Origin of the sequence: Acinetobacter sp. NIOH-H-8 (assembly GCF_046635365.1) — a bacterium.
Taxonomy (GTDB): Bacteria; Pseudomonadota; Gammaproteobacteria; order Pseudomonadales; family Moraxellaceae; genus Acinetobacter.
This window is the reverse complement of record NZ_JBHDVN010000002.1, coordinates 43,685-65,525: the sequence shown is the minus strand read 5'-3', so window position 1 is coordinate 65,525 and position 21,841 is coordinate 43,685. Positions and strand designations below refer to the sequence as shown.

Genomic DNA, 21,841 nt, shown 5'->3' with positions numbered 1-21,841 from the left:
AGAAGATGACGACTGTAAGACAGCAGAACTTCCTTCTTCGTAAAGAGAAGATCCTGAGCATGGCGGAAAGTCTACTGCTTGATAATAATCAGGACATCACCTTGAGTGAACTTGCTGAAGAACTAGACATCGCCAAAGGAACCATCTACAAGCATTTTAAAAGCAAGAACCAGTTATATTTAGAACTCATCATTCTGAATGAAAAAAGAATTCTGGCAATTTCCGATAAATATAATAACGATATTAAAAATTATGTTTCGCAATATATGCTTTATCACATGCTCAATTCAAACCGGACTATTTTGCTGCATGTTATTGAAGAGCGTTTAACCAATAATGAAAAAAACCTGAAAGAGTTATTTCAGGAACTCTATCGTATTCGTGAAGAACGAATTATCCGCATTAAAGATATGACCCATGATTATCTAGTATCTTTAGACAGTGCCATGTCAATCCGGGATTATTTATCTTATATCTGGACGGTCACTTACGGCGCTTCATTATTATTAAATTCGACCAGTTATCAAAAAGCGATTGGTTCGCGTGAACGCCTGATTAAGCTATATATTAATCAGGCATTGATGACGCCAGATAAAATATCGGCAGTTTCATAAAAAATGCCTAATCATGATTAGGCATTTTAGAATTATTTTTTAAATAGTGAATATCAAACCATAGTTTCAGGCGGGAAGCCATCTTCAGTTAATGCCGCGATAATCTCAGATTCGCTTGCACTCGATTCAACTTCCACCATTTTGCTGACCACATCAACATCTACTTTAGCATTTTCATCCAGCTCCTGAATGGTTGCCGTCACACTACGTGCACAACCACCACAAGTCATATTTTCAATACGGAATTTCATCTTGATCTCCCTTTGATCAGTTTAAATTTGGGTTAAGCGAATTTTAATTCAAGGCTATTGATCTGCTTTGATAGCCGTATGTGCAGTTTGCCCATGTGACACACCCTGCTCAATCTGTTTCAGAATCTGACAGTCAGATTGCTCATCTCCAGCACACTGTGCAACCGATTGCTGCAAAATTTTCATCATATTTTGCATGTCCGCAATTTTCTGTTGCAGTAACTCGATATGCTTTTGCGCCAACTGTTTGACATCACTGCTGTGTCTGGCATCGTTCAGCCACAGGCCGAGCAATTCTTTCATCTGTTCAGAAGAAAAACCCAGTTCACGCGCATGCTGAATAAAACTTAAAGTCTTGATGTCATCGTCACTATAGATACGATAACCCGAATCGCTACGTTTAGGATTGGGTAATAAACCGATATCTTCATAATAACGGATCATTTTGGCCGAGATCCCGGAGCGTTTCGCGGCCTGTCCAATATTCATTACACTGCCTCCTTCAACTGGATCGGCTGATAAGTCTTTAACCGAAGCGCATTGCTGACCACAAAAACTGAGGATAAGGCCATTGCACCTGCTGCAAACATCGGTGATAACAAAATACCGAAGAATGGATATAGTAGACCTGCAGCAATCGGAATCAAGGCAATATTATAAACAAAGGCCCAGAACAGGTTCTGTTTGATATTGCGCATGGTTGCTTGACTCAGGCCAATACCGGTTGCCACATGCTGTAAATTTCCTGACATCAGCACCACATCTGCTGCTTCAATTGCGACATCCGTACCAGTTCCTATTGCCATTCCAACATCGGCCTGAGCCAAGGCAGGTGCATCATTAATCCCGTCACCGACAAAAGTCACGATGCCATGTTGCTGTTGGAGCTGGCGTACCGCATCGACTTTTTCATTAGGCAGAACTTCAGCAATGACATGGTCGATTTTCAACTGACTGGCAATGGCCTGTGCAGTATGCTGGTTATCACCGGTGATCATGGCAATCTTTAAGCCTTGATCATGTAAGGCCTGAATCGCACTATAGGTTGTGGCTTTAATCGGATCAGCCACAGCAATAATGGCAGCCAACTGCTGATCTATCGCGACATATAAAGGCGTGCGTCCCTGCTCGCCTAACTGTTGTGCTTTCTCTTTAAAAATATCGACACTTAAGCCCAATTGCTGCATCAGGCGTTCTGCGCCAATATGAATTTGCTGACCTGAAACTTGAGCTTTCACGCCTGCACCAGTGATTGAATCAAAATCACTGACTTCAGGTAGTTGCAACTGTTGTGCTTTCGCAGCTTCCACAATCGCATGAGCAATGGGATGTTCGGATTTGGCTTCCACTGCTGCGACCATTCGCAATACTATTTGCTGCTCAAAATTAGATGTCACTGCAAAATCGGTTAGGGCTGGTTTCCCTTCAGTTAAGGTTCCGGTTTTATCCACCGCCACAACTCTGGTTTGCTGCAAGAGTTGCAATGCTTCGCCTTTACGGAACAAGACACCCAGCTCTGCTGCCCGGCCGGTGCCGACCATAATAGATGTTGGCGTAGCCAGGCCCATTGCACAAGGACAGGCAATAATCAGTACTGCAACAGCATTGACCAGTGCATAAGTCAGATTCGGTTCAGGACCCAACAGGAACCAGACAATAAAAGTCAAAGTCGCGAGAAGCATCACAGCCGGCACAAACCATAAGGTCACTTTATCGACAGCTGCCTGAATCGGAAGCTTTGCGCCTTGTGCCTGTTCCACCATATGAATGATCTGAGCCAGGACGGAATCTTGACCGACCGCAGTCGCCTTGATCTGCAAAGTGCCATTCTGATTCACCGTTCCGCCAATTACCCGATCCCCAGCGTGTTTAGCCACCGCTAAAGGTTCACCGCTGATCATGGCTTCATCGATATAACTTTGACCAGAAACGACTTCACCATCAACTGCGACTTTCTCACCCGGACGAATCTCGATTAGCATGCCCTGCTGTACATCAGCAATTTTCAGATCAACCCAGGTTCCATTTTGCTGTACTCGAGCAGTTTTTGGCTGCAAGCCAACCAGATATTGAATCGCTTCAGAGGTTTTACCTTTGGCTCGAGCTTCCAGATAACGTCCCAGTAAGATCAAGGCAACAATCACAGCCGCCGCTTCGAAATACACATGTACAGTGCTTTGCGGCAATAATTGCGGAAAGAAAGTGGAAATACAGGAAAATCCATAAGCGGCTATTGTTCCCACGGCAACCAGAGAATTCATATCGGGGGCCAGTCGGAATAATGCCGGAATCCCATGCTGATAAAACCGCCGTCCTGGAATCAGCAAAACCAGAGTCGTCAGTACAAACTGGATATACCAGCTGTTTTCAGTACCTAGCGTATGTGCAATCCAGTGATGAAAAGCCGGAATCAGGTGTGAACCCATTTCCAGAATAAACACCGGAACAGCTAAAATTAGCGCCAACCATAAGTCACGTTTTAGCTGTTCAGTTTCAGCGGTTTTCTTTTCCTGAAATGCCGTCTGGGCATCGGTAGCCTGTGTATCTAATTTTTCATGGGCGTTATATCCAGCTTTTTCGACGGCAGCAATTAAAGCTGGAAGCTGACTATGCGGCGCCTTGACCGAAGCTGTTTCAGTGGCGAGATTGACTTGTGCTTCACTTACCTGATCGACTTTTTTCAAGGCCTTTTCTACACGTGCTACGCAGGAGGCACAGGTCATTCCTTCAATAGCCAGTTCAATTCGGTCGGTTTGAATATCAAAGCCGGCCTTTTGTACCGCCTTAACCAGTTGGGAAACAGCGAGAGGACGAATTGCAGTGACATGAGCTTTTTCGGTTGCCAGATTAACCTGCGCATCCAGTACCTGATCGACTTTTTTCAAGGCTTTTTCAACACGAGCTACACAAGACGCACAGGTCATGCCTTCAATATTTAAATCAAACTGCTGGATCACGGCTTCAAAACCGGTTTTATTGATAGCATTGACGAGTTGCGTTGCAGGAATAGGTTGTTCACTTTTTAAAAAAGCCTGTTCAGTGGAGAGATTAACGTTCGCTTCCACCACACCTTCAATTTTCTTTAAGGCTTTTTCCATACGTGCGACACAAGAGGCACAGGTCATTCCTGAAATCTGTACCTGCTGTTCGTACAACTGTGTGGTTGCTGGTGTATTCATTCTGCGCTCTCCATTCACCCATTCACTACCTATACATAGCTTAAACATTACCATAATGGGAAGGTCAAGCTTCTGGTTTAAATTCTTGATCTTTCATTATATGAAGGCATAAAGTCCAATAAAAAAGCCCAAAGATGACTTCAGGCTTTTTCGAGATTTAGTGAAACTAATTTGTTAAATATTTACTCAGCAGAAATATCTTCAAAAAGAATTGAAGATAAATAGCGCTCACCACCATCTGGCAGAATCACCACGATATTTTTGCCTGCATTTTCAGGACGTGCAGCCAGTTGCGCAGCTGCAGCCATTGCAGCACCACTTGAAATACCCACCAAGATGCCTTCTTGAGTCGCAGTTTTACGTGCCCATTCCACTGCATCGCTACTGGTAATGGCAATCACTTCATCTACCAGATCCAGATCCAGGTTCTTTGGAATAAAGTTCGCGCCAATACCCTGAATTTTATGTGGTCCTGGAGTGAGTGTCTCACCACGTTTTGCCTGACCAATAATGGCAGATTCAGCAGGCTCTACAGCAACTGAATAAATCGGCTTGTTTTTCACTTTTTCAAAAAAGCGTGAAATACCGGTAATCGTACCGCCTGTACCTACACCCGCTACCAGAATATCGACATTACCTGCAGTCGCTTCCCAGATTTCAGGACCGGTCGTCTCTTCATGGATTTTTGGGTTAGCTGGATTTTCAAACTGTTGTGGCAGGTAATACAGTTCAGGATTTTCATTCACCAGACGTTGTGCTTCTTCTACCGCGCCTTTCATGCCTTTGGCTGGATCTGTCAGTACTAAATTAGCACCTAATGCTTTCACCACTTTACGGCGTTCAATACTCATGCTGGATGGCATGGTTAAGGTAATATCATAGCCTTTAGCCGCTGCTACAAATGCCAGCGCAATACCGGTATTACCACTGGTTGGCTCAACAATGTGCATGCCCGGCTTCAATTTACCTGACTTTTCTGCATCAGCAATCAAGGCTGCGCCAATACGGCATTTCACCGAAAATGCCGGGTTACGGCTTTCAATTTTCGCAAGTACAGTCGCTCCGCCTGAAATGACACGATTGATACGAACCAGAGGGGTATTACCAATTGCCTCTGCATTATTGCTATAAACCGCGATACCTAAATTGGCAGGTGTTGGAAAAGCTGAATCTGTAGTCATTAGAATATCCTTGATGTTATTCGCCAAGATGTATTTACATGATACAAGCATTTTCCGGCTTTGTAGATGCCTGAAACAAGATGGAATCACGATAGCAGTTTGAAATGAAACATCTTCTTCCTAAAAAAACCGGAACACGATAAAATTATCTTATATTTTAATTAGTAAATTATAACTATTCTTGATAACACAATTCATTAAAAACCATAGTAATTCACGCTTTCTATCCATCAATTCATGCTGTTCGAGTCGTATAATTCGCGGGCTGTAATTGTATAAATGGACATAGTAAATGAAAACCGATCTTGAAATTGCCGCGATGCGGGATTCAGCTCAACAGGTTGTCGGTATTTTAAAGTTAATGGCCAATACGGACCGACTGCTCATTTTATGTCATCTCTCCCAAAATGAACTGAATGTCTCTCAAATTGAAGAGATTACCGAGATCAGACAGCCAACCCTGTCTCAGCAGCTCATGATTTTGCGTAAAAGCGATGCGGTAAATACCCGTCGAGACGGTAAACAGATCTATTATTCGATCAAAGACCAGAACCTGGTAGAAATGTTAAAAAAGCTTTATCAAATCTACTGTGTAAATCAAGCAGTCGCTTAAAGCTGCAATTTACCTCATTCGTCCTGTTTTATTTTAAAGCGATCTGCCTGATTTAAATTTTCTCTACTGAGAGTTTTAAGTCTTTTGCCTTGATCCTTTGTCCTCTCATTCATTTTTTAAAATGTGAATGATCACCTATTTATATCCTAAGACTTCTTAGCAGAATTTGTGCATAATATATCTATATTTGTGATTTAGACCTGTATATGCCAAATTTTAAGTCTAGACTGCTCAATAGACTCCCTGCCTGGTCATGGTTAAGTCAGTACAGCCCAGTGAAATTAAAATCAGATGTACTGGCTGCCCTGATTGTCGTCGCGATGCTGGTACCCCAAGGGATGGCCTATGCCATGCTGGCAGGTTTGCCACCGATTATGGGACTCTATGCCAGTATTCTACCAATGATCATTTATGCCTTATTGGGCGGCAGTACGACCTTATCGATTGGACCAGTAGCCATCATTTCCATGATGACCTTTGCCACACTGAATCCATTATTTGAAGTGGGTTCTCCGGTCTATATTGAAGCGGCAACTTTATTGGCATTGATGGTCGGCATTATTTCCCTGCTTTTAGGTGTATTCCGTTTCGGCTTTTTAATTCAGCTGATCAGCCATCCGGTCATTCAGAGTTTTATTATTGCTTCGGCTCTATTGATTGCTTTTGGTCAGTTCAAGTTTCTGGTGGATTTGCCTTTAAAAGCCAATAATATTCCCGAGCTGGTGAAAAGCCTGATTGAATATTTACCACTTTTGCATCTCCCGAGTCTGATCTTTGGCCTGCTTTCTATCGGTTTACTGGTTTATCTGCCGAAACTATTAAAATCTCAAGCAGTACAAAGCCGGATCGGTTCGACTGATTTTCTGGTTCGGGCGGTTCCATTGATTCTGGTTTTTCTCGGTATTGCTGCCGTTCTGTTTTTGGATTTAAAAGTTCAAGGCATTAAAACGGTCGGAGAAATTCCTTCAGGCTTTCCGCCCTTGTCTTTCCCGCACTGGAACTGGGAACTGGTGATGACCTTATTACCGGGTGCCAGCATGATTGCCATGATCAGCTTTGTAGAATCTCTCTCTATTGCTCAGGCAACGGCGCTACAGCAGCGTAGCAATTTGAACAGTAATCAGGAACTGATTGCGCTCGGTGTAGCCAATATCAGTGCCGGAATCAGCTCCGCCTTTCCTGTAACCGGTAGTCTGTCACGTACTGTGGTTAATGCTGACGCTGGCGCCAAAACACCTTTGGCTGGCGTATTGTCTTCTTTATTGATTGTCGTGGTTAGTCTGTTTTTTACCAGCTTCTTTGAGGATCTGCCGCTGACCATTCTGGCTGCAACCATTATTGTGTCTATCTGGAAACTGGTCAATTTCCAGCCTTTCGTCGATGCCTGGCGTTATTCCAAAGCTGATGGCATTGCCATGTGGATTACTTTTTTTGGTGTGGTATTACTGGATATTACTACCGGTCTAATCGTCGGGATTATTTCGACCTTTATTCTTATGCTATGGCGCATCAGCCGCCCTCATATTGCAGTCGTGGGTCTGGTCGAAGGCACCCAGCATTTCCGGAATATCCAGCGTCATCAGGTGATGACCTCTGATCGGGTTTTGTCTCTGCGTATAGATGAAAACCTAAGTTTTTTAAATGCGCATACCTTAAAAGGTTATCTGATTAATCAGTTAAGTTTAAATGACAAGTTAGAGCATGTGATTTTGAACTGCTCCAGTATCAGTGCGATTGACTTGAGTGCCTTGGAAACACTGGAAGAGCTCAATGCTGAATTGTCCAAACTGAATATTCGCCTGCATTTTGCAGAAGTGAAAGGCCCGGTATTTGACCGCTTGCAGGCCTCCAAACTCATGACACATTTGAGTGGCCGGATTTATCTAACCCATTTTCAGGCAATTCAGGATCTGGCACCGGAAATCTTCGAAAAGCCTCAACATTATATGATTTAAGATTTTTCAATTCTTTGCATGATAAACATGCTGTCATGCAAAGAATTGAACTGAAATATAACTGGAAATGATTGATTTAAATTCTATATTTATCTAAAAAATAAAGATTAAAAACCGATCATTGAATCTGGCTTTTTCTAGGAATTTTGTATGGAAATAATACGATCAAGATAAAAAATCATCTTAATTATTTATTAATTTTCAGTCACTTAAATATTATCTAAAAATATATTTTAAGCGATCCTTAATTTAAGTATAAAATAACGCAAATTTTTTTCGCATTTAGCCCTCGTAATTTTCACAAGGCAACCTTATGTTTTCTGCCCTATCGCGTCTGAGTTTAGTCTCCCGAATCATCATCGCCATTATTCTAGGCGTTGGTGTGGCTCTGTTATTTCCTGAAGCTGCACCTTCCTTAAGCCTGTTGGGTGATCTGTTTATTAAGGCACTAAAATCCGTCGCGCCAGTTCTGGTTTTCATTCTGGTTCTTGCATCAATTGCAAATTTCCAGGTTGGCCAGACCAATTCAACGATAAGACCTATTATGCTGATGTATGCTGTCGGCATGTTCCTGGCAGCATTAAGCGCTGTGATCGCCAGTATTTTATTTCCAAGCACATTGTTCCTGGATATTACAGCGCAAGGTGATTTACAGCCGCCAGGCAGCCTAGGTGAAATTCTCAAAAATCTGGTGCTGAGCTTTGTAGCGAACCCGGTGGTTGCCATTGCTGAAGCGAATTTTATTGGAATTCTGGCATGGTCAATTGCGTTAGGAATTGCCTTCCGTCATGCATCACACACAACTAAAACCTGTTTAAATGACGCTGCCAATGCAATCAATTATGTAATTCGTCTGGTGATCAGCTTTGCGCCAGTGGGTATTTTTGGTCTGGTTGCTGTGACTTTTGCTGAAGCGGGCCTAGATACCTTGACCAGCTATGCGCATTTATTAGCTGTTCTGCTGGGTACCATGGTATTTGTAGCCTTGGTGATTAACCCGTTAATGGTGGGTTTCATTACCCGTCGCAATCCGTATCCACTGGTGTTTACCTGCTTACGTGAAAGTGGTATTACCGCATTCTTTACCCGCAGTTCTGCTGCCAATATTCCGGTAAACCTGGACTTGGCAAAACGCTTAGGTGTGAAAGAGACTACTTCAAGCGTAGCAATTCCTTTAGGTGCAGCAATTAACATGGCTGGTGCATCAGTGACGATTACCGTGTTGTCTTTAGCTGCAGTAAATACTTTAGGTGTTAATGTTGACTTCACCACTATGCTAATTCTTTCTATCGTGGCAACTGTGTCTGCGTGTGGTGCTTCAGGTGTGGCTGGTGGTTCACTATTGCTAATTCCCGTGGCTTGTGGCCTGTTCGGGATTTCTTCAGATATCGCAATGCAAGTGGTGGCGATTGGTATGGTGATCAGTGTATTGCAGGACTCTACCGAGACTGCACTCAACTCATCTACCGATGTTTTATTTACTACAGCAGTAGACCGCGCTACAGATTGATTTTATATTGAAGAATCAAGATGTTTTGCTAATGATATTGCCATGCCATTACAGCGTTTACCATCGTGGGTTCAACTGGGTGCATTCTTCCTTGCGGTAAATGCTGGAATGATTAATGTATTAGGACTGGTGACCGTGTTGCATCAGTCTGTTTCACATATGACCGGTAATGTCAGTATGCTGGCAATGGCGCTGCTGGACTGGCAACCGCGTCAGATTTTATATCTGATTCTGGTTACTCTCTGTTATGTAATTGGCTCGATGTATAGCGGGCTGATTTTAGGAAATAGTCACTTTCGCTTGGGACGCCTGTATGGTTATCCTTTAAGCCTGGTGGCTTTTTTTATATTCATTTGCTGGCTATTATTGCCCTATTTCCCGCGTTATGCCTTGTTATGGGCCTGTGTCGCGATGGGCGTGCAAAATGCCATGGTCAGCCATTATAAAGGTGCAATTATCCGGACCACACATCTGTCTGGTGTACTGACCGATTTAGGTCTGGCTATGGGCTATCGCCTGCGTGGTCTGGTAGTAGAATCCCGTAAAGTGATCCTGCATATGCTGATCTTGGTCGGCTTTTTAATGGGTGGCATACTTGCCAGCTGGATTTATCCTTATTTAAAATTAAATGCATTCCTGGTCCCTACAGTGTTAAGCCTGCTGCTTAGCCTGACCTATTGGGTGATCTATTTACGTTATCGACATCAACACGACTAATTTCTGGAAATTCTCATGGTTAAAAATGCATTACAGGCGCAATTGTTAAAAGCAGGCCTGGTCGATAATAAAAAAGCCAAAAAACTGTCTAAACAGGCTGTACATGAAAAGCGCACAGGCGACAGTAAAGAAGCCGAAATCAAGGCAAAGATTGAGCAGGACAAACAGGAAAAGCTGGCTAAAGACCAAGCGATTGAACAGGCGAAAAAAGCCCAGTTGCAGGAAAAAGAACTTAAAGCTGCCATCATGCAGATGATTAACCAGCATAAAATCCGCGATACGGATGGCGAGATCAGTTATCAGTTTATTGATGACAGCAAGATCAAGAAAGTTTATATCAACCAGCAGATCTATAATGCACTGGTCGCTGGCAGTCTGGTGATTGCGCGTGAAAATGAGAGTTACGCTTTCCTGCCTAAAGCTCTGGCAGATCGTATCAATTCGAAAATGGAAGGCTTTATCATCGTGAATAATTCAGAGAAAAATGAAGAAACCACTGATGAAGAAGATCCATATGCAGCCTATGTGATTCCAGATGATTTAATGTGGTAAGCACATTTCCCTTAAAAGCATAAATAAAAAACCGGTATATTTGCCGGTTTTTTTAATCTGTTTTATTAAGTCTATGTCAGCTTTCCTTTTGCATATTCTTGTTTTAATAGATAGCAAATTTCACTCAATTCAAATCCTATTTGGAAAATTAAGATTTCATATAATAGGCCTTAAATGAAAGCGCTAATCACTAAAATTTAGTCTGTAAATATTCAATAAATCCCTCAATTTTCTTATTCACGTATAAGCAGATATGCAAAGGACTCACGTTATTTTGCTGAGCTTTTTCTACACTATACTTTGCTCTTTCTAAGAGTGCTATTACATAATGTATAGAGCTTTTAAGGATTTTTTTCGGATCTTTCTTTGAATACAAGTAACCATCAATTTTTTCAAAAGATTCATCATTAACCACTATCTCTAATATAGTGTTATTAATTTCATGGCTTATTGATTGCTCAATATGTTCCAGTTCATAGGAATGTAGAGCTTGTGCTATAACTATTTGAAGATTTTTCATTTTTAATGATTAAGATTATATGATTTTAATCCTAGCACTATCCCTTAAAAGAAGTAAGTATATAAAATGTAAAATAAAAATTAAGTTATATTGAATCAATATAATAAACGCTATACCAAATTCTTTAATTCACTTTGACCTTTTTAATTTTTTAAAGTTTAAAAAGAAGCATAGGAATACCAAGTTAGGTTGTTATATCAATTTTTCACATTTTCTAGTCAGAAACCGATCAATTTTTCATCTATTTATTCAATCTGAATTAATCTCAAGGAAGAAAAAACTATTCCGATAAAATAAAAACAAATGCCTGAATAGTGATTAAGTTCGCAGTCTCTAAGAAAGATATGTTTTAAAAGGTTATCCTGGATTAAAAAATTGCGTTTAAACCTATAAACTCTAACAAATTTTTTGAGTTAAAGAGAAAGATCAGTTGGAACAGTTTAATTTTATTCAGAATATTCGAGATTGGGCCGATCAGTACCCTTGGCTGGAAATGTTATCTTCACTGAGTATTGTGATTTTACTGGCCATCCTTGCCAATGTGTTTGCCAAACAGATTGTTGTACGTGGCATCCGTCAACTGATTTCCAAAATGCCCTTTGCCAATAATCAGATTTTTGCTGAACATAGTGTGATTCGCCGGATTTCCAATATTGTTCCGGCAATCGTGATTATGAACGGGATTACCACAGTTCCCCATTTATCCGACAAGGTACAAACTTTTGTACAGATGGGTGCTCAGGCATTTATTTTCCTGACCATTGCTCTGGCGCTCGGTGAATTACTGAATATCTTTAACCTGATTTATCAGCGCAATCCCAAGTCACGCAACAAGCCGATTAAAGGTTATTTACAGCTGGTTAAGCTGATCATCTTCATTGTTTGTGGTCTGATGATTTTAGGCACTTTCCTGAAAAAAGATGTATTCACCTTGCTCGCTGGCTTTGGTGCGATGGCCGCTGTTCTGATGCTGGTTTTTCAAAATACCATTCTGTCACTGGTCGCTTCGGTTCAGATTTCATCTTATGACATGGTTCGTATTGGTGACTGGATTGAAATGCCGACCCTGAATGCCGATGGTGATGTCATTGATATGTCATTACATACCGTGACTGTGCAGAACTTTGACAAGACTGTGACCACGATTCCGACCAATAAACTGGTGACTGATACCTTTAAAAACTGGCGCGGCATGCAGGAAGCGGGTGCCCGCCGGATCAAACGTTCAATTCATATTGATCAAACCAGCGTACATTTCATGACGGCTGAAGAACAGAACAAGCTGAAAAATTTTATCCTGCTGGATCAATATCTGAATACCAAATCAGAAGAACTAGAGAAGTTTAACCAGCAGCTCCAGCATCATTCACAATACAACCAGCGCCGTCTGACCAATTTAGGAACGTTCCGCGCTTATCTGGAATTTTATCTGCAACAGCATCCGGGTATTGCCAAAGATTTCTCATTGATGGTGCGTCAGTTACAACCGACCAGCGAAGGTTTGCCACTGGAAATTTATGCTTTCACCAATACGACGGTTTGGGCAGAGTATGAGAATATCCAGTCAGATATCATGGACCATATTCTGGCGATTATTCCGGAATTTGGATTGAAAGTTTATCAGGCGCCTTCTGGAAGTGATTTTAAAGAATCTTTTAACGCGAGTTCTTCATCTCCGATTATCACTTAAACTAACCTCTTAACTTAAGCCCGACATAATCTCTATTTCGGGCTTTTTTATTCTCAGTATTTAAAACGATTTCAAGCTCTTATTTTTAGTTTTCATATCAGCTGGCATAAATCTGGCATGAGTTTCTGCTCTGCAACCTAAAGTTTGATTTAGTTAAACATTTGTGGCAATTTCACTCAAATTCAGACTTCAAAAAGCAGAATCCTTTATAATTTCCGCAAAGAAAATACATGATAAGAGTACGTTAATGTTTCGATGGCTTGAACGGCTGGTAGACCCCTATCCCACCAAAAACCTGAATCAACCTTTACCCACCAGGTTTTTCCCCTTTGTCTGGCAAGCAGCTTATGGGGTACGCCGTTATTTGCTGATTCTAGTATTGTGTACCGCAGGTGCAGCCAGTTTTGAGGCCTTACTGTATTCAAAAATTGGTGATCTGGTGAACTGGTTGAGTCAAAGTCAGCCAGAGACTTTTTTAGATCAACATGCCAGCAACCTGACCTTATTGAGTATTATCTTGCTGGCCAATATCCTGTTTGCCAGTGCCCAGTCCCTGATCAAGCATCAGATTTTATACAGTAATTTCCCGATGCGTCTGCGTTGGCGCTTCCATAATTTATTGCTCAAACAGAGTTTGGACTTCTTCCATAATGACTTCGCCGGACGTTTATCCGCCAAAGTCATGCAAACGGCGCTGGCGATCCGGGAATTCTGGGTCATTTTGGGCGATATGCTGGCCTATGTGTTGATTTATTTCGTCACAATCAATATTGTTTTGGGTGCCATTTCACCTTTACTTATCTTGCCGCTTATGGTCTGGTTATTACTGTTTATCTGTGCTGCCTGCTATTTCATTCCAAGACTAAGCAAGATTTCGTCCTTACAAGCGGATGCGCGTGCAGTCATGACCGGACGTGTGACTGATGCCTATACCAATATTCAGACCGTAAAATTGTTTGCGCATGCGGGTCGTGAAAGCCAGTATGCCAAATCCTCTATGCAGGAATTTATGGTTACGGTGTATAAGCAAATGCGTCTGGGCGCTCAATACGAAATCAGCATTCTGATGCTGAGTGTTGTGCTATATGCAGGTGTGCTGGGTACTGCAATCTGGCTCTGGATGCAAGGTCAAGCGCAGCTCGGGATTATTGCAGCCACTACAGCGATGGTATTAAAGCTGAATAGTATTGCCGAGTTCATGATGTGGCAGACCTCTGCCCTGTTTGAAAATGTCGGTACCATTCAGGACGGGATGAAAACTCTAGGTCGTCGGATCAATATTCAAGACAAAGAAGATGCGAAAGAACTGGAGCTAAAACACGGTGAGATTAAATTCGATAATGTCACTTTTGCCTATAATGAAAAACCGGTCATTGACCAGTTTAATCTGACCATTCGCCCAGGTGAAAAAATCGGGATCGTGGGGCGTTCTGGAGCTGGTAAATCGACTCTGATTCAATTGCTATTGCATTTCTATCATCTGAATCAGGGCCGTATTCTGATTGATGGCCAGGATATTGCCGATGTCACTCAGGACAGTTTGCGTAAAAATATTGCGCTGGTCACTCAGGATACGTCTTTACTGCATCGTACCGTGGCTGAAAATATTAAATACGGCCGTCCGGATGCAACTGATGAAGAGATGTTTGAAGCTGTACGCAAGGCCAAAGCAGAAGAATTCATTCCAAATCTGACTGATTTGCGTGGCCGTAGAGGCTATGAGGCCTATGTGGGTGAACGTGGCGTGAAGCTTTCTGGTGGACAGCGTCAACGTATTGCCATTTCCCGGGTATTCCTGAAAGATGCACCGATTCTGATTCTGGATGAAGCCACCAGTGCTCTGGATTCTGAGGTCGAAGCGGCTATTCAGAATAGTCTAGATGACTTGATGCAAGGTAAAACGGTTATTGCCATTGCGCATCGTCTTTCTACCATTGCGCAGATGGATCGTCTGATTGTGATGGATCAAGGTAAAATTGCCGAGCAAGGTACGCATGATGAACTGGTTGCCTTAAACGGGATCTATGCGCAATTATGGCAACGTCAAACAGGCGGGTTCTTGGTACAGCAACATGTCAAAACTGATAACTTACACGAAGCATAATCGCTCTATCCAGTAGTAGCTAAGCTCTACAACAGAAACCGAAGCATTCTATTTGAGTCACTTGAATAGCCATGCTTCGGTTTGCTTTTATGGGAATATCATCTATTCCATAAGCATTTTTTAAGTCTAGATTTTCCTAAAAGTGATCCTGTTTTGAACTAGAAGAAACTTGTAGCCTTAAAATTAAATCCCTAAAATATCTCTGGTTTACATTGATTTCCAACTTTAAATTAGGCTACTCTGCTTGAAGTTGATTGAAATCTGCTTGTGGAAATTGCCGCAGCTTTGTCCAACAATTTTTATCAAGAAAATGGCTTTTTCATGCCAATATGAAGTGAAAATAAAAAAATTTGAATGAGTGCAACGGATCGCGCATGAAAACAATAGCTCCACGCCAAGACCAAGGTATTCCAGGTGTATACGGTCTCTTGCTTCTCGATGTCATTTCCCGCTGGGGGTATAATAATGAGTCGCTTTTTAAGCCTTTTGGCCTGACCAGTGAACAGTTGGCAGATCCTGATTACCGTATTCCGACCCCTGTGGCCAATGAACTGGTCAAGCATGCCCTGAAACTCACTGGTGAACCGACATTGGGTTATCACTTAGGTACCCAGATGCGGATTTCAATTCATGGCTTTATCGGTTATGCCATCATGACGGCGAATAATATTACCGAAGCTCTGGTGCTAGCGAACCGATTCATTCAGTTACGTTTACCCTTCCTGCAGCTATTTTTCTCGACCTTTGGCGCTAAGGCAACGGTACAGCTGCAAACTGATATTCAGCTTGAACCGCTTCGTACCGAAATTTCAATTGCCCTGATGATTGGCCTGATCAGTATGGCCAAAGCCATTACCGGGGTTAACGATGCGAACGGAGAAATCGACTTTGATTTCAAAAAGCCGGAAGGCTTTGAACGCTTCATGGCGAAATTTCCTACGCACCAGTTCCGTTTTGAACAGCCGCATTTAATTTTAAGCTTTGATAAAAGCTACCTGATGAACAAGTTGGTACATGCCGATCCAATTGCCAGCCAGATTGCGATTAACCAATGTGAAGCTGAATTATCTGCACTTGGTGAACGACACCGGATTGCCATGCGGGTGCGGGATATTCTGACTCATTCCGAACAGCATTATCTGAGTATTGAAAGCGTAGCTGAACGGCTGCATATATCGGATCGAACCTTAAAGCGTCAGTTGGCCGCTGAAGGTACTTCTTTCTCTACGCTAGTGGATGAAGTGCGCTACCGGCATGCCACTTCCTTATTATCCCGTACAGACTTTACTCTAGAGCAGATCGCTGATGAACTTGGCTATAGTGATGTGGCCAATTTTAGTCGGGCGTTTAAGCGCTGGAGTGGTCGTAGCCCGAGCAACTGGCGTAAAGATCCTTATTTATAAGCACGGATAAACCTTTTGTTTTGGCCAAAAAGAATGTATAAAACATATCAAAAATGATCTTAAGATTTTTAGGGAGTTATCAATGAATCATCCTTCAGAATTAAAGTACGCAAGTACGCATGAATGGGTACGCATTGAGGGTGATCTTGTTGTGACCGGTATTTCCGACCATGCACAGGATGCATTAGGTGATCTGGTTTATGTAGAAGCACCAGATCTTGACTCACATATTACTGCGGGCGAACAGGCTGGCGTGGTTGAATCAGTGAAAACTGCTTCTGATATTCATGCACCTGTCTCTGGTACAGTGGTTGAAATCAATGCTGCGCTTGAAGATGATCCTGACTTCATTAATGATGACCCGTACGGCAAAGGCTGGATCTATAAAATCAAACCGGACAATATGGCAGATGTAGAAAAGCTACTGTCTAATACAGAATATGAAGCTGGCCTATAAGCTACTTTGATTTAGTATGGAAAAATAAGAATCAGCCTGCGGGCTGATTTTTTTACGCATTGAAAACTTCGTATTTAAAGCTCACCATCAAATACAATGTATTTATATCGGAATTTTATTGTATTTTTCACACATTTTTCTTAAAGTCTTTGCTGTACCTGCTATCACTCGCATCAGATAGCTCAGGCTGCTTTATAAAAATAATATTCATGTTCACCGCAGCATTTCCCTATAGATCAATTTAGGAAAATTATGAAATCCAATCTATTGCCTTTATGGACCAAGCCTTTTGTGCTGTGTCTGGCCAATAACCTGTTTTTATTTATTTTCTATTTTGCACAAACCACGATTTTACCGATTTATATCCTGAAAGAATTAGGCGGAAACTTAGCCCAAGCTGGTCTGGCCATGACCTTGTTCATGATTTCAGCGATTGCTGTACGACCATTTAGCGGCCTGATTATTGAGAAATTGGGTATCCGTAAAACCTTGATTGTTTCTGGAATCTTTTTCAGTCTATTTTCCCTAGCCTACTTGCTTGCCGATCAGCTGATGACCTTATTTATCATCCGTTTTTTGCATGGGATCTGGTTTAGTATTTTGACTACCGTCTGTGTTCCTGTGGTGAATCAGTTTATTCCAGAGCAGCGTAAAGGCGAAGGCATGGGCTATTACGTTATGTCAGTCAATCTGGGCATTGTTTTAGGGCCACTGATTGGCTTAAGTCTGATTGAATACTGGTCTTATTTTCAGATCACAACATTGCTGATTGCATTAGTTTTTATCGGATTTGCTTTCTGCTTAATGATTCCGGTCAAAGAGTTTGAGAACATCATTCAAACTATTCCTGAGAAAAAAGGACTGGCGTTGTCTGATGTTGTAGAAAAGAAAGCGCTGCCTGTTGCGGTACTCGCTGCTCTGACTTCCTTCTCTTATGCCAGTATCATGTCTTTTATCGCGCCTTTTGCTGCCAGTAAAAATCTGATGGCTTATGCCAGTTTATTCTTTGTCGTATTCGCTATTTCCATGATGAGTTTGCGCCCGATTACCGGAAAAATTTACGACCGCAAAGGCCCACAATATGTGATTTATCCTGCGCTACTCATCTTTAGCTTAGGACTCTTTTTACTCAGTCAGATTCAGACTTTGTGGGGATTCTTACTGGCTGCGGTATTGATTGGTGTCGGTTTTGGCAGCGCACAACCTTGCATTCAAACACTGGCCATTCAACGTGCACCGAAACACCGGATTGGTTATGCGACTTCGACCTTTTATACCTTCTATGATGTAGGAATTGCGGTCGGTTCGCTACTGATTGGGGCGCTTATTGCGACTTATAGTTATCAGTTCGCCTTTATTCTCTGTAGTTTACTCACCTTATGCAGTATTGTTTACTTTAAACTGGTCGTTCAAGTTAAGACTGCCTAATACAAGTTAATATCTAAATATAATAAAAAAACAGGCAGATGAACTGCCTGTTTTAATTCTGACACGAAGATGTATTTATTCAGATGCTGAAGTATTTTCTTGTTCTTTTTCTTCAGCTTTCGGTTCTTGCATCATCGTGAATTGTGTTGCTTCTCCAGCAGCAGGATTATCCTGGCGGTTGCTTTTCAGCTTGATCTGTAAACGTAATTCATTAGTCGAATCAGCATTACGCAATGCTTCCTCATAAGAAATCGCACCCTCGTTATACAGGTCAAATAAGGCCTGATCGAAAGTCTGCATGCCCAGTTCACGAGATTTGCCCATAATGGCTTTCAGCTCATGAAACTCACCTTTTAGAATCAGATCAGAAATCAAAGGTGTATTTAACATGATTTCAATTGCAGCCCGACGCCCTTTTCCATCCTGAGTACGAATCAGACGCTGAGAAATCACGGCTTTGATATTAGCTGATAAATCTAGCAGTAACTGATTACGGCGTTCTTCTGGAAAGAAGTTAATAATCCGGTCCAGTGCCTGATCGGCATTATTAGAATGGAGTGTTGCAAGACATAAATGGCCAGATTCAGCAAAGGCAATTGCATGCTCCATACTGTCTGTATCCCTGATTTCGCCAATCACGATAACGTCAGGTGCCTGCCGCATGGTATTAATCAGTGCATTGTGCCAGGAAACGCAATCTACACCAATTTCACGCTGGGTGATCATCGACTTTTTATGCTGATAGACATATTCCACCGGGTCTTCGATCGTAATAATATGCCCTTCAGTATGCGTATTACGATAATCAATCATAGCTGCTAATGTAGTCGATTTCCCGACACACGTTGCACCAACTACCAGCACCAAACCACGTTTCTGCATGATGACCTGTTGCAATGAAGCTGGTAAGCCTAACTGCTCAAAGCTTGGAATATCTGTCGTAATGACCCGAATCACCATGCCTACATTGTGCTGTTGCTGGAAGACATTAACCCGGAAACGCGACACGCCCGGGATGCTAATACTAAAATTGCATTCCATCACCGATTCAAATTCCTGAATCTGTCGCTCATTCATCAAGGCATAAGCAAACAAACGGGTCTTATCGGCTGTGAGTTTCTGCTGGCCAAACGGTTTCATTAACCCTTGCTGTTTGATACTGGGCGGGAAATCAGCTGTAATAAAAAGATCGGAACCACCATATTCAACGACTTTGGTCAGCATATGGTGCATAAATTTACGTGCTTCATCGAGCAATTCAGTTGTATACATAGCAAGCTTCCCGGGATCATTACTCATCCGCTGTTTAAAAACAGTATCAGGCTGACCTCTAATAAATTATTGTTATTGTTTATTTTTTAAATTAATTATTTTTTATGAATTTTTTAAAATCGTTTTAATACTCATTGTTTTAATTTTCAAAATATCGAATTGTTGCTTTCAGCATTTAGAAAAATACTTCTGAACAACCATATCCGATCATAATATCTTTCCTCAACGAATTGAGGAAAGATAAGATCGTGAGTTTAAGCGCTACGCTTTAAACTTTCGCATCGCAGTGAATCAGCCATATTTAACAATAATTGCTCGGTTTTTGTCCAGCCCAGACATCCATCAGTCACTGACTGGCCGTAAACCATATCTTCAGAGATTTTCTGATTGCCATCAACCAAATGACTTTCGAGCATTACACCCCGCACATTGCTGTGCAAACGTTCAGCGACGATCTGCTCCAGCACTTCAGGTTGTAGCATTGGGTTTTTTGAACTATTGCCATGACTGCAATCAATAACCAGGGCCGGCAAATCGGTTGAGTGTTTCGCTTTAATTTTTTCAATTTCAGACAACTGGTAGTTCGGACCACTATTTGAACCACGCAGGATCAAATGTGCTTTTGGATTCCCTTTTGAGCTCAGGATACACGGCAGACCCGATTGGCTCATGCCCATGAACTGATGTGGATTGGAAGCTGACTGAATAGCATCAAGAGCAATTTGAATCGAACCATCTGTCCCATTTTTGAAACCAATGCTGTACGGCATATGGCTGGAAATTTCACGGTGAATTTGTGATTCACTGGTACGCGCGCCAATCGCACCCCATGCCAATAGATCATCGAAATACGCTGTCGCCATTGGACTTAATACCTCTGAGGCAATCGGCAGACCCATGCCAATCAGTTTTAGGTACAGTGCACGAGATTTTTCCAGACCCAATTGAATATTGGATGAGTCATCGAGTTCTGGGTCATACAGGAAGCCTTTCCAGCCTACGGTGGTACGTGGTTTTTCAATATAAGCCCGCATAACCAGGAAAATTTGATCAGAAACCTGTTCCTGAAGCTGTTTTAATTTTTCTGCATATTCCAGTGCGGAAGCTTCATCATGAATGGAACATGGTCCGGTAATCACCATTAAACGGTGATCTTTACCCTCTAAAATATTTTGAATAATTTGACGCTGTTCAGCGATTTGTGCAGCCAATTGCGGAGACAGTGGCAATTGCTGCTTAAGCTGCTGTGGTAAAGCTAAAATGGTTTCTGTTTGATGTTGTTGTGATGTATGTGCAATATTCATGACTTTAAATCCTGGGACTGGCAATCAGTCCAAACTTTTATTTGAGCGTTATGGGTCTAATCGAAGATGTCGAAAGCGTCATTAGCTGGCTAAAGTAAGACCAATAAAAGTTACTAAAGTATGAATAGTTAAAGTTTGTCATGGCTGTCTCCAAAAAATTGTTAAATCACATGCATAAAAAAACCTGATCAGGGTTGCCGATCAGGTATTAACTGGTGGGCAACCTTTTCATTGCCCAAACGCATTCAGGCAATTATCTAAACTGCCAGAAATAAAAATAAGCGTTTGAAATGATAGGTTGCTTTAACATGTTTATGTCTTTCATAAAAATGTGAATCTGAAATTAAAATACGCGCTCTATCCAGTTTTGACAAGTAGTAAATATAAAAAAATATTTATCAGTATTTATACTTTTACTTATCACCCTAGAATTCTAACCTTTCAGATATTAATAATGGACAAAGTCGTGACGGTCAGCAGACTTTGCCCATTTCCTTAAAACCAAGAGCATATTAGATCTTGGTTTTGGCATTTGCAATTAACGGGTTACGCGATTCCATGCATCACGTACTGCAAATTTTGCCTGTTCCCAGTTCAGACGTGACTGGCCTTTTGCCTGTTCCCATTTTACTTTCAGATCGCTTTCTACATCTTCAAAACGGGTATTGGCATCATATGCTCCACGGTTTTCATAACCGACACGATAGGCCGCATCATAGTCACGATCGTAATCTAAATCGCTATACGTGGTACGGGCATCTGAATAATAAGGGGTTTCAACGGCATTATCTCGCCAGAACGCTGCTTCTTCAGTCGGGTTCACAGCTTCGCCTACGCCTTTACCTGCCAGACCACCGACCACTGCCCCAACAACACCGCCTACTGCTGCACCGACCGGACCGCCTGCTGCACCGACCGCTGCACCTGCCGCTGCGCCACCTGCAGCACCAACACCTGTACCCACAGGATGAGCACCAGGTTCACCAGTAATTGGATCAGCATTTAAATCATCGCGGACATCTTTAGGCGCATTCTTAATTACATCACGATCAAAATTATCATTCGACATAGAGCTTATCCTTATTCTTTAA

19 protein-coding genes and 1 pseudogene are annotated in these 21,841 nt (G+C 42.0%); 11 read left to right on the top strand and 9 right to left on the bottom strand.

All coding sequences use genetic code 11. The features are described from left to right. The first annotated feature begins 5 nt into the window (after window positions 1–5). Window positions 6–614, top strand: a complete 609-nt coding sequence (locus ACEWB7_RS01735; RefSeq protein WP_005235816.1) for a TetR/AcrR family transcriptional regulator — start codon at window positions 6–8, stop codon at window positions 612–614. Between the two features lie 53 nt (window positions 615–667). Here the strand turns inward: ACEWB7_RS01735 and ACEWB7_RS01730 are convergent, their stop codons facing one another. The 5 genes and pseudogenes from ACEWB7_RS01730 to cysK form a co-directional block, all read right to left on the bottom strand. After that, on the bottom strand, window positions 668–865 hold the full coding sequence (locus ACEWB7_RS01730; protein ID WP_312316285.1) for a heavy-metal-associated domain-containing protein: 198 nt from the start codon (window positions 863–865) through the stop codon (window positions 668–670). A gap of 54 nt (window positions 866–919) precedes the next feature. Next, window positions 920–1,354, bottom strand: a complete 435-nt coding sequence (gene cueR, locus ACEWB7_RS01725; protein ID WP_104426096.1) for a Cu(I)-responsive transcriptional regulator — start codon at window positions 1,352–1,354, stop codon at window positions 920–922. Beyond that, window positions 1,354–3,846: a heavy metal translocating P-type ATPase gene (locus ACEWB7_RS01720; RefSeq protein WP_411580371.1), complete on the bottom strand. Its 2,493-nt coding sequence runs from the start codon at window positions 3,844–3,846 to the stop codon at window positions 1,354–1,356. Before ACEWB7_RS01720 ends, cueR begins: the two co-directional genes overlap by 1 nt. Window positions 3,847–3,882: 36 nt before the next feature. Continuing rightward, window positions 3,883–3,963, bottom strand: a pseudogene (locus ACEWB7_RS01715) (hypothetical protein); the annotation flags it as partial. A 263-nt stretch (window positions 3,964–4,226) separates the two neighbouring features. Continuing rightward, entirely contained in the window at window positions 4,227–5,225 is a 999-nt protein-coding gene (cysK, locus tag ACEWB7_RS01710; protein ID WP_175967709.1) for a cysteine synthase A, read from the bottom strand. 292 nt (window positions 5,226–5,517) lie between these two features. Between cysK and ACEWB7_RS01705 the strand changes: the two genes are divergently transcribed. The 5 genes from ACEWB7_RS01705 to ACEWB7_RS01685 all read left to right on the top strand — a co-directional run bounded on the left by ACEWB7_RS01705 (window position 5,518) and on the right by ACEWB7_RS01685 (window position 10,572). Next, entirely contained in the window at window positions 5,518–5,838 is a 321-nt protein-coding gene (locus tag ACEWB7_RS01705) for an ArsR/SmtB family transcription factor (protein ID WP_179992606.1), read from the top strand. A 206-nt stretch (window positions 5,839–6,044) separates the two neighbouring features. Beyond that, entirely contained in the window at window positions 6,045–7,793 is a 1,749-nt protein-coding gene (locus tag ACEWB7_RS01700; RefSeq protein WP_175967711.1) for a SulP family inorganic anion transporter, read from the top strand. A gap of 313 nt (window positions 7,794–8,106) precedes the next feature. Then, on the top strand, window positions 8,107–9,303 hold the full coding sequence (sstT, locus tag ACEWB7_RS01695) for a serine/threonine transporter SstT (RefSeq protein WP_312316279.1): 1,197 nt from the start codon (window positions 8,107–8,109) through the stop codon (window positions 9,301–9,303). A gap of 42 nt (window positions 9,304–9,345) precedes the next feature. Next, window positions 9,346–10,020 carry a YoaK family protein gene (locus tag ACEWB7_RS01690; protein WP_291360138.1) on the top strand — a complete coding sequence of 225 codons (675 nt, stop codon included), beginning with the start codon at window positions 9,346–9,348 and terminating at the stop codon, window positions 10,018–10,020. A 15-nt stretch (window positions 10,021–10,035) separates the two neighbouring features. Further along, on the top strand, window positions 10,036–10,572 hold the full coding sequence (locus ACEWB7_RS01685) for a DUF2058 domain-containing protein (protein WP_104426088.1): 537 nt from the start codon (window positions 10,036–10,038) through the stop codon (window positions 10,570–10,572). Window positions 10,573–10,762: 190 nt separating this feature from the next. Here the strand turns inward: ACEWB7_RS01685 and ACEWB7_RS01680 are convergent, their stop codons facing one another. Next, window positions 10,763–11,092 carry a hypothetical protein gene (locus ACEWB7_RS01680; RefSeq protein WP_411580360.1) on the bottom strand — a complete coding sequence of 110 codons (330 nt, stop codon included), beginning with the start codon at window positions 11,090–11,092 and terminating at the stop codon, window positions 10,763–10,765. A 430-nt stretch (window positions 11,093–11,522) separates the two neighbouring features. Here ACEWB7_RS01680 and ACEWB7_RS01675 point away from each other — a divergent pair, with 430 nt between their 5' ends. The 5 genes from ACEWB7_RS01675 to ACEWB7_RS01655 all read left to right on the top strand — a co-directional run bounded on the left by ACEWB7_RS01675 (window position 11,523) and on the right by ACEWB7_RS01655 (window position 18,174). After that, entirely contained in the window at window positions 11,523–12,782 is a 1,260-nt protein-coding gene (locus ACEWB7_RS01675) for a mechanosensitive ion channel family protein (RefSeq protein ID WP_125278616.1), read from the top strand. Between the two features lie 247 nt (window positions 12,783–13,029). After that, entirely contained in the window at window positions 13,030–14,886 is a 1,857-nt protein-coding gene (locus ACEWB7_RS01670) for an ABC transporter ATP-binding protein (protein ID WP_312316275.1), read from the top strand. Window positions 14,887–15,260: 374 nt separating this feature from the next. Next, the gene (locus tag ACEWB7_RS01665) at window positions 15,261–16,289 is read left to right on the top strand and encodes an AraC family transcriptional regulator (RefSeq protein ID WP_312316272.1); all 1,029 of its coding nucleotides are present in this window, start codon (window positions 15,261–15,263) and stop codon (window positions 16,287–16,289) included. Window positions 16,290–16,371: 82 nt separating this feature from the next. After that, window positions 16,372–16,746 (top strand): glycine cleavage system protein GcvH, encoded by a 375-nt coding sequence (gcvH, locus tag ACEWB7_RS01660; protein WP_104426083.1) that lies wholly within the window; start codon window positions 16,372–16,374, stop codon window positions 16,744–16,746. Window positions 16,747–16,998: 252 nt separating this feature from the next. Beyond that, entirely contained in the window at window positions 16,999–18,174 is a 1,176-nt protein-coding gene (locus ACEWB7_RS01655) for an MFS transporter (protein ID WP_312316269.1), read from the top strand. Window positions 18,175–18,249: 75 nt separating this feature from the next. Here ACEWB7_RS01655 and ACEWB7_RS01650 read toward each other — a convergent pair whose 3' ends face one another. The 3 genes from ACEWB7_RS01650 to ACEWB7_RS01640 all read right to left on the bottom strand — a co-directional run bounded on the left by ACEWB7_RS01650 (window position 18,250) and on the right by ACEWB7_RS01640 (window position 21,819). Continuing rightward, window positions 18,250–19,446: a PilT/PilU family type 4a pilus ATPase gene (locus ACEWB7_RS01650; protein WP_312316266.1), complete on the bottom strand. Its 1,197-nt coding sequence runs from the start codon at window positions 19,444–19,446 to the stop codon at window positions 18,250–18,252. A gap of 254 nt (window positions 19,447–19,700) precedes the next feature. After that, window positions 19,701–20,750, bottom strand: a complete 1,050-nt coding sequence (locus ACEWB7_RS01645) for a 3-deoxy-7-phosphoheptulonate synthase (protein ID WP_312316263.1) — start codon at window positions 20,748–20,750, stop codon at window positions 19,701–19,703. A 538-nt stretch (window positions 20,751–21,288) separates the two neighbouring features. Next, window positions 21,289–21,819 (bottom strand): hypothetical protein, encoded by a 531-nt coding sequence (locus ACEWB7_RS01640; RefSeq protein WP_034704160.1) that lies wholly within the window; start codon window positions 21,817–21,819, stop codon window positions 21,289–21,291. Window positions 21,820–21,841: the final 22 nt, after the last annotated feature.

What these genes read in the sequence shown, in the direction of transcription:
- cueR (WP_104426096.1), bottom strand. Translation starts at nt 1,354, where the DNA reads ATGAATATTGGACAGGCCGCGAAACGCTCCGGGATCTCGGCCAAAATG.
- ACEWB7_RS01700 (WP_175967711.1), top strand. Translation starts at nt 6,045, where the DNA reads ATGCCAAATTTTAAGTCTAGACTGCTCAATAGACTCCCTGCCTGGTCA.
- ACEWB7_RS01730 (WP_312316285.1), bottom strand. Translation starts at nt 865, where the DNA reads ATGAAATTCCGTATTGAAAATATGACTTGTGGTGGTTGTGCACGTAGT.
- ACEWB7_RS01645 (WP_312316263.1), bottom strand. Translation starts at nt 20,750, where the DNA reads ATGAATATTGCACATACATCACAACAACATCAAACAGAAACCATTTTA.
- gcvH (WP_104426083.1), top strand. Translation starts at nt 16,372, where the DNA reads ATGAATCATCCTTCAGAATTAAAGTACGCAAGTACGCATGAATGGGTA.
- ACEWB7_RS01650 (WP_312316266.1), bottom strand. Translation starts at nt 19,446, where the DNA reads ATGTATACAACTGAATTGCTCGATGAAGCACGTAAATTTATGCACCAT.
- ACEWB7_RS01670 (WP_312316275.1), top strand. Translation starts at nt 13,030, where the DNA reads ATGTTTCGATGGCTTGAACGGCTGGTAGACCCCTATCCCACCAAAAAC.
- ACEWB7_RS01685 (WP_104426088.1), top strand. Translation starts at nt 10,036, where the DNA reads ATGGTTAAAAATGCATTACAGGCGCAATTGTTAAAAGCAGGCCTGGTC.
- ACEWB7_RS01690 (WP_291360138.1), top strand. Translation starts at nt 9,346, where the DNA reads ATGCCATTACAGCGTTTACCATCGTGGGTTCAACTGGGTGCATTCTTC.
- cysK (WP_175967709.1), bottom strand. Translation starts at nt 5,225, where the DNA reads ATGACTACAGATTCAGCTTTTCCAACACCTGCCAATTTAGGTATCGCG.
- ACEWB7_RS01665 (WP_312316272.1), top strand. Translation starts at nt 15,261, where the DNA reads ATGAAAACAATAGCTCCACGCCAAGACCAAGGTATTCCAGGTGTATAC.
- ACEWB7_RS01640 (WP_034704160.1), bottom strand. Translation starts at nt 21,819, where the DNA reads ATGTCGAATGATAATTTTGATCGTGATGTAATTAAGAATGCGCCTAAA.
- ACEWB7_RS01735 (WP_005235816.1), top strand. Translation starts at nt 6, where the DNA reads ATGACGACTGTAAGACAGCAGAACTTCCTTCTTCGTAAAGAGAAGATC.
- ACEWB7_RS01705 (WP_179992606.1), top strand. Translation starts at nt 5,518, where the DNA reads ATGAAAACCGATCTTGAAATTGCCGCGATGCGGGATTCAGCTCAACAG.
- ACEWB7_RS01655 (WP_312316269.1), top strand. Translation starts at nt 16,999, where the DNA reads ATGAAATCCAATCTATTGCCTTTATGGACCAAGCCTTTTGTGCTGTGT.
- sstT (WP_312316279.1), top strand. Translation starts at nt 8,107, where the DNA reads ATGTTTTCTGCCCTATCGCGTCTGAGTTTAGTCTCCCGAATCATCATC.
- ACEWB7_RS01680 (WP_411580360.1), bottom strand. Translation starts at nt 11,092, where the DNA reads ATGAAAAATCTTCAAATAGTTATAGCACAAGCTCTACATTCCTATGAA.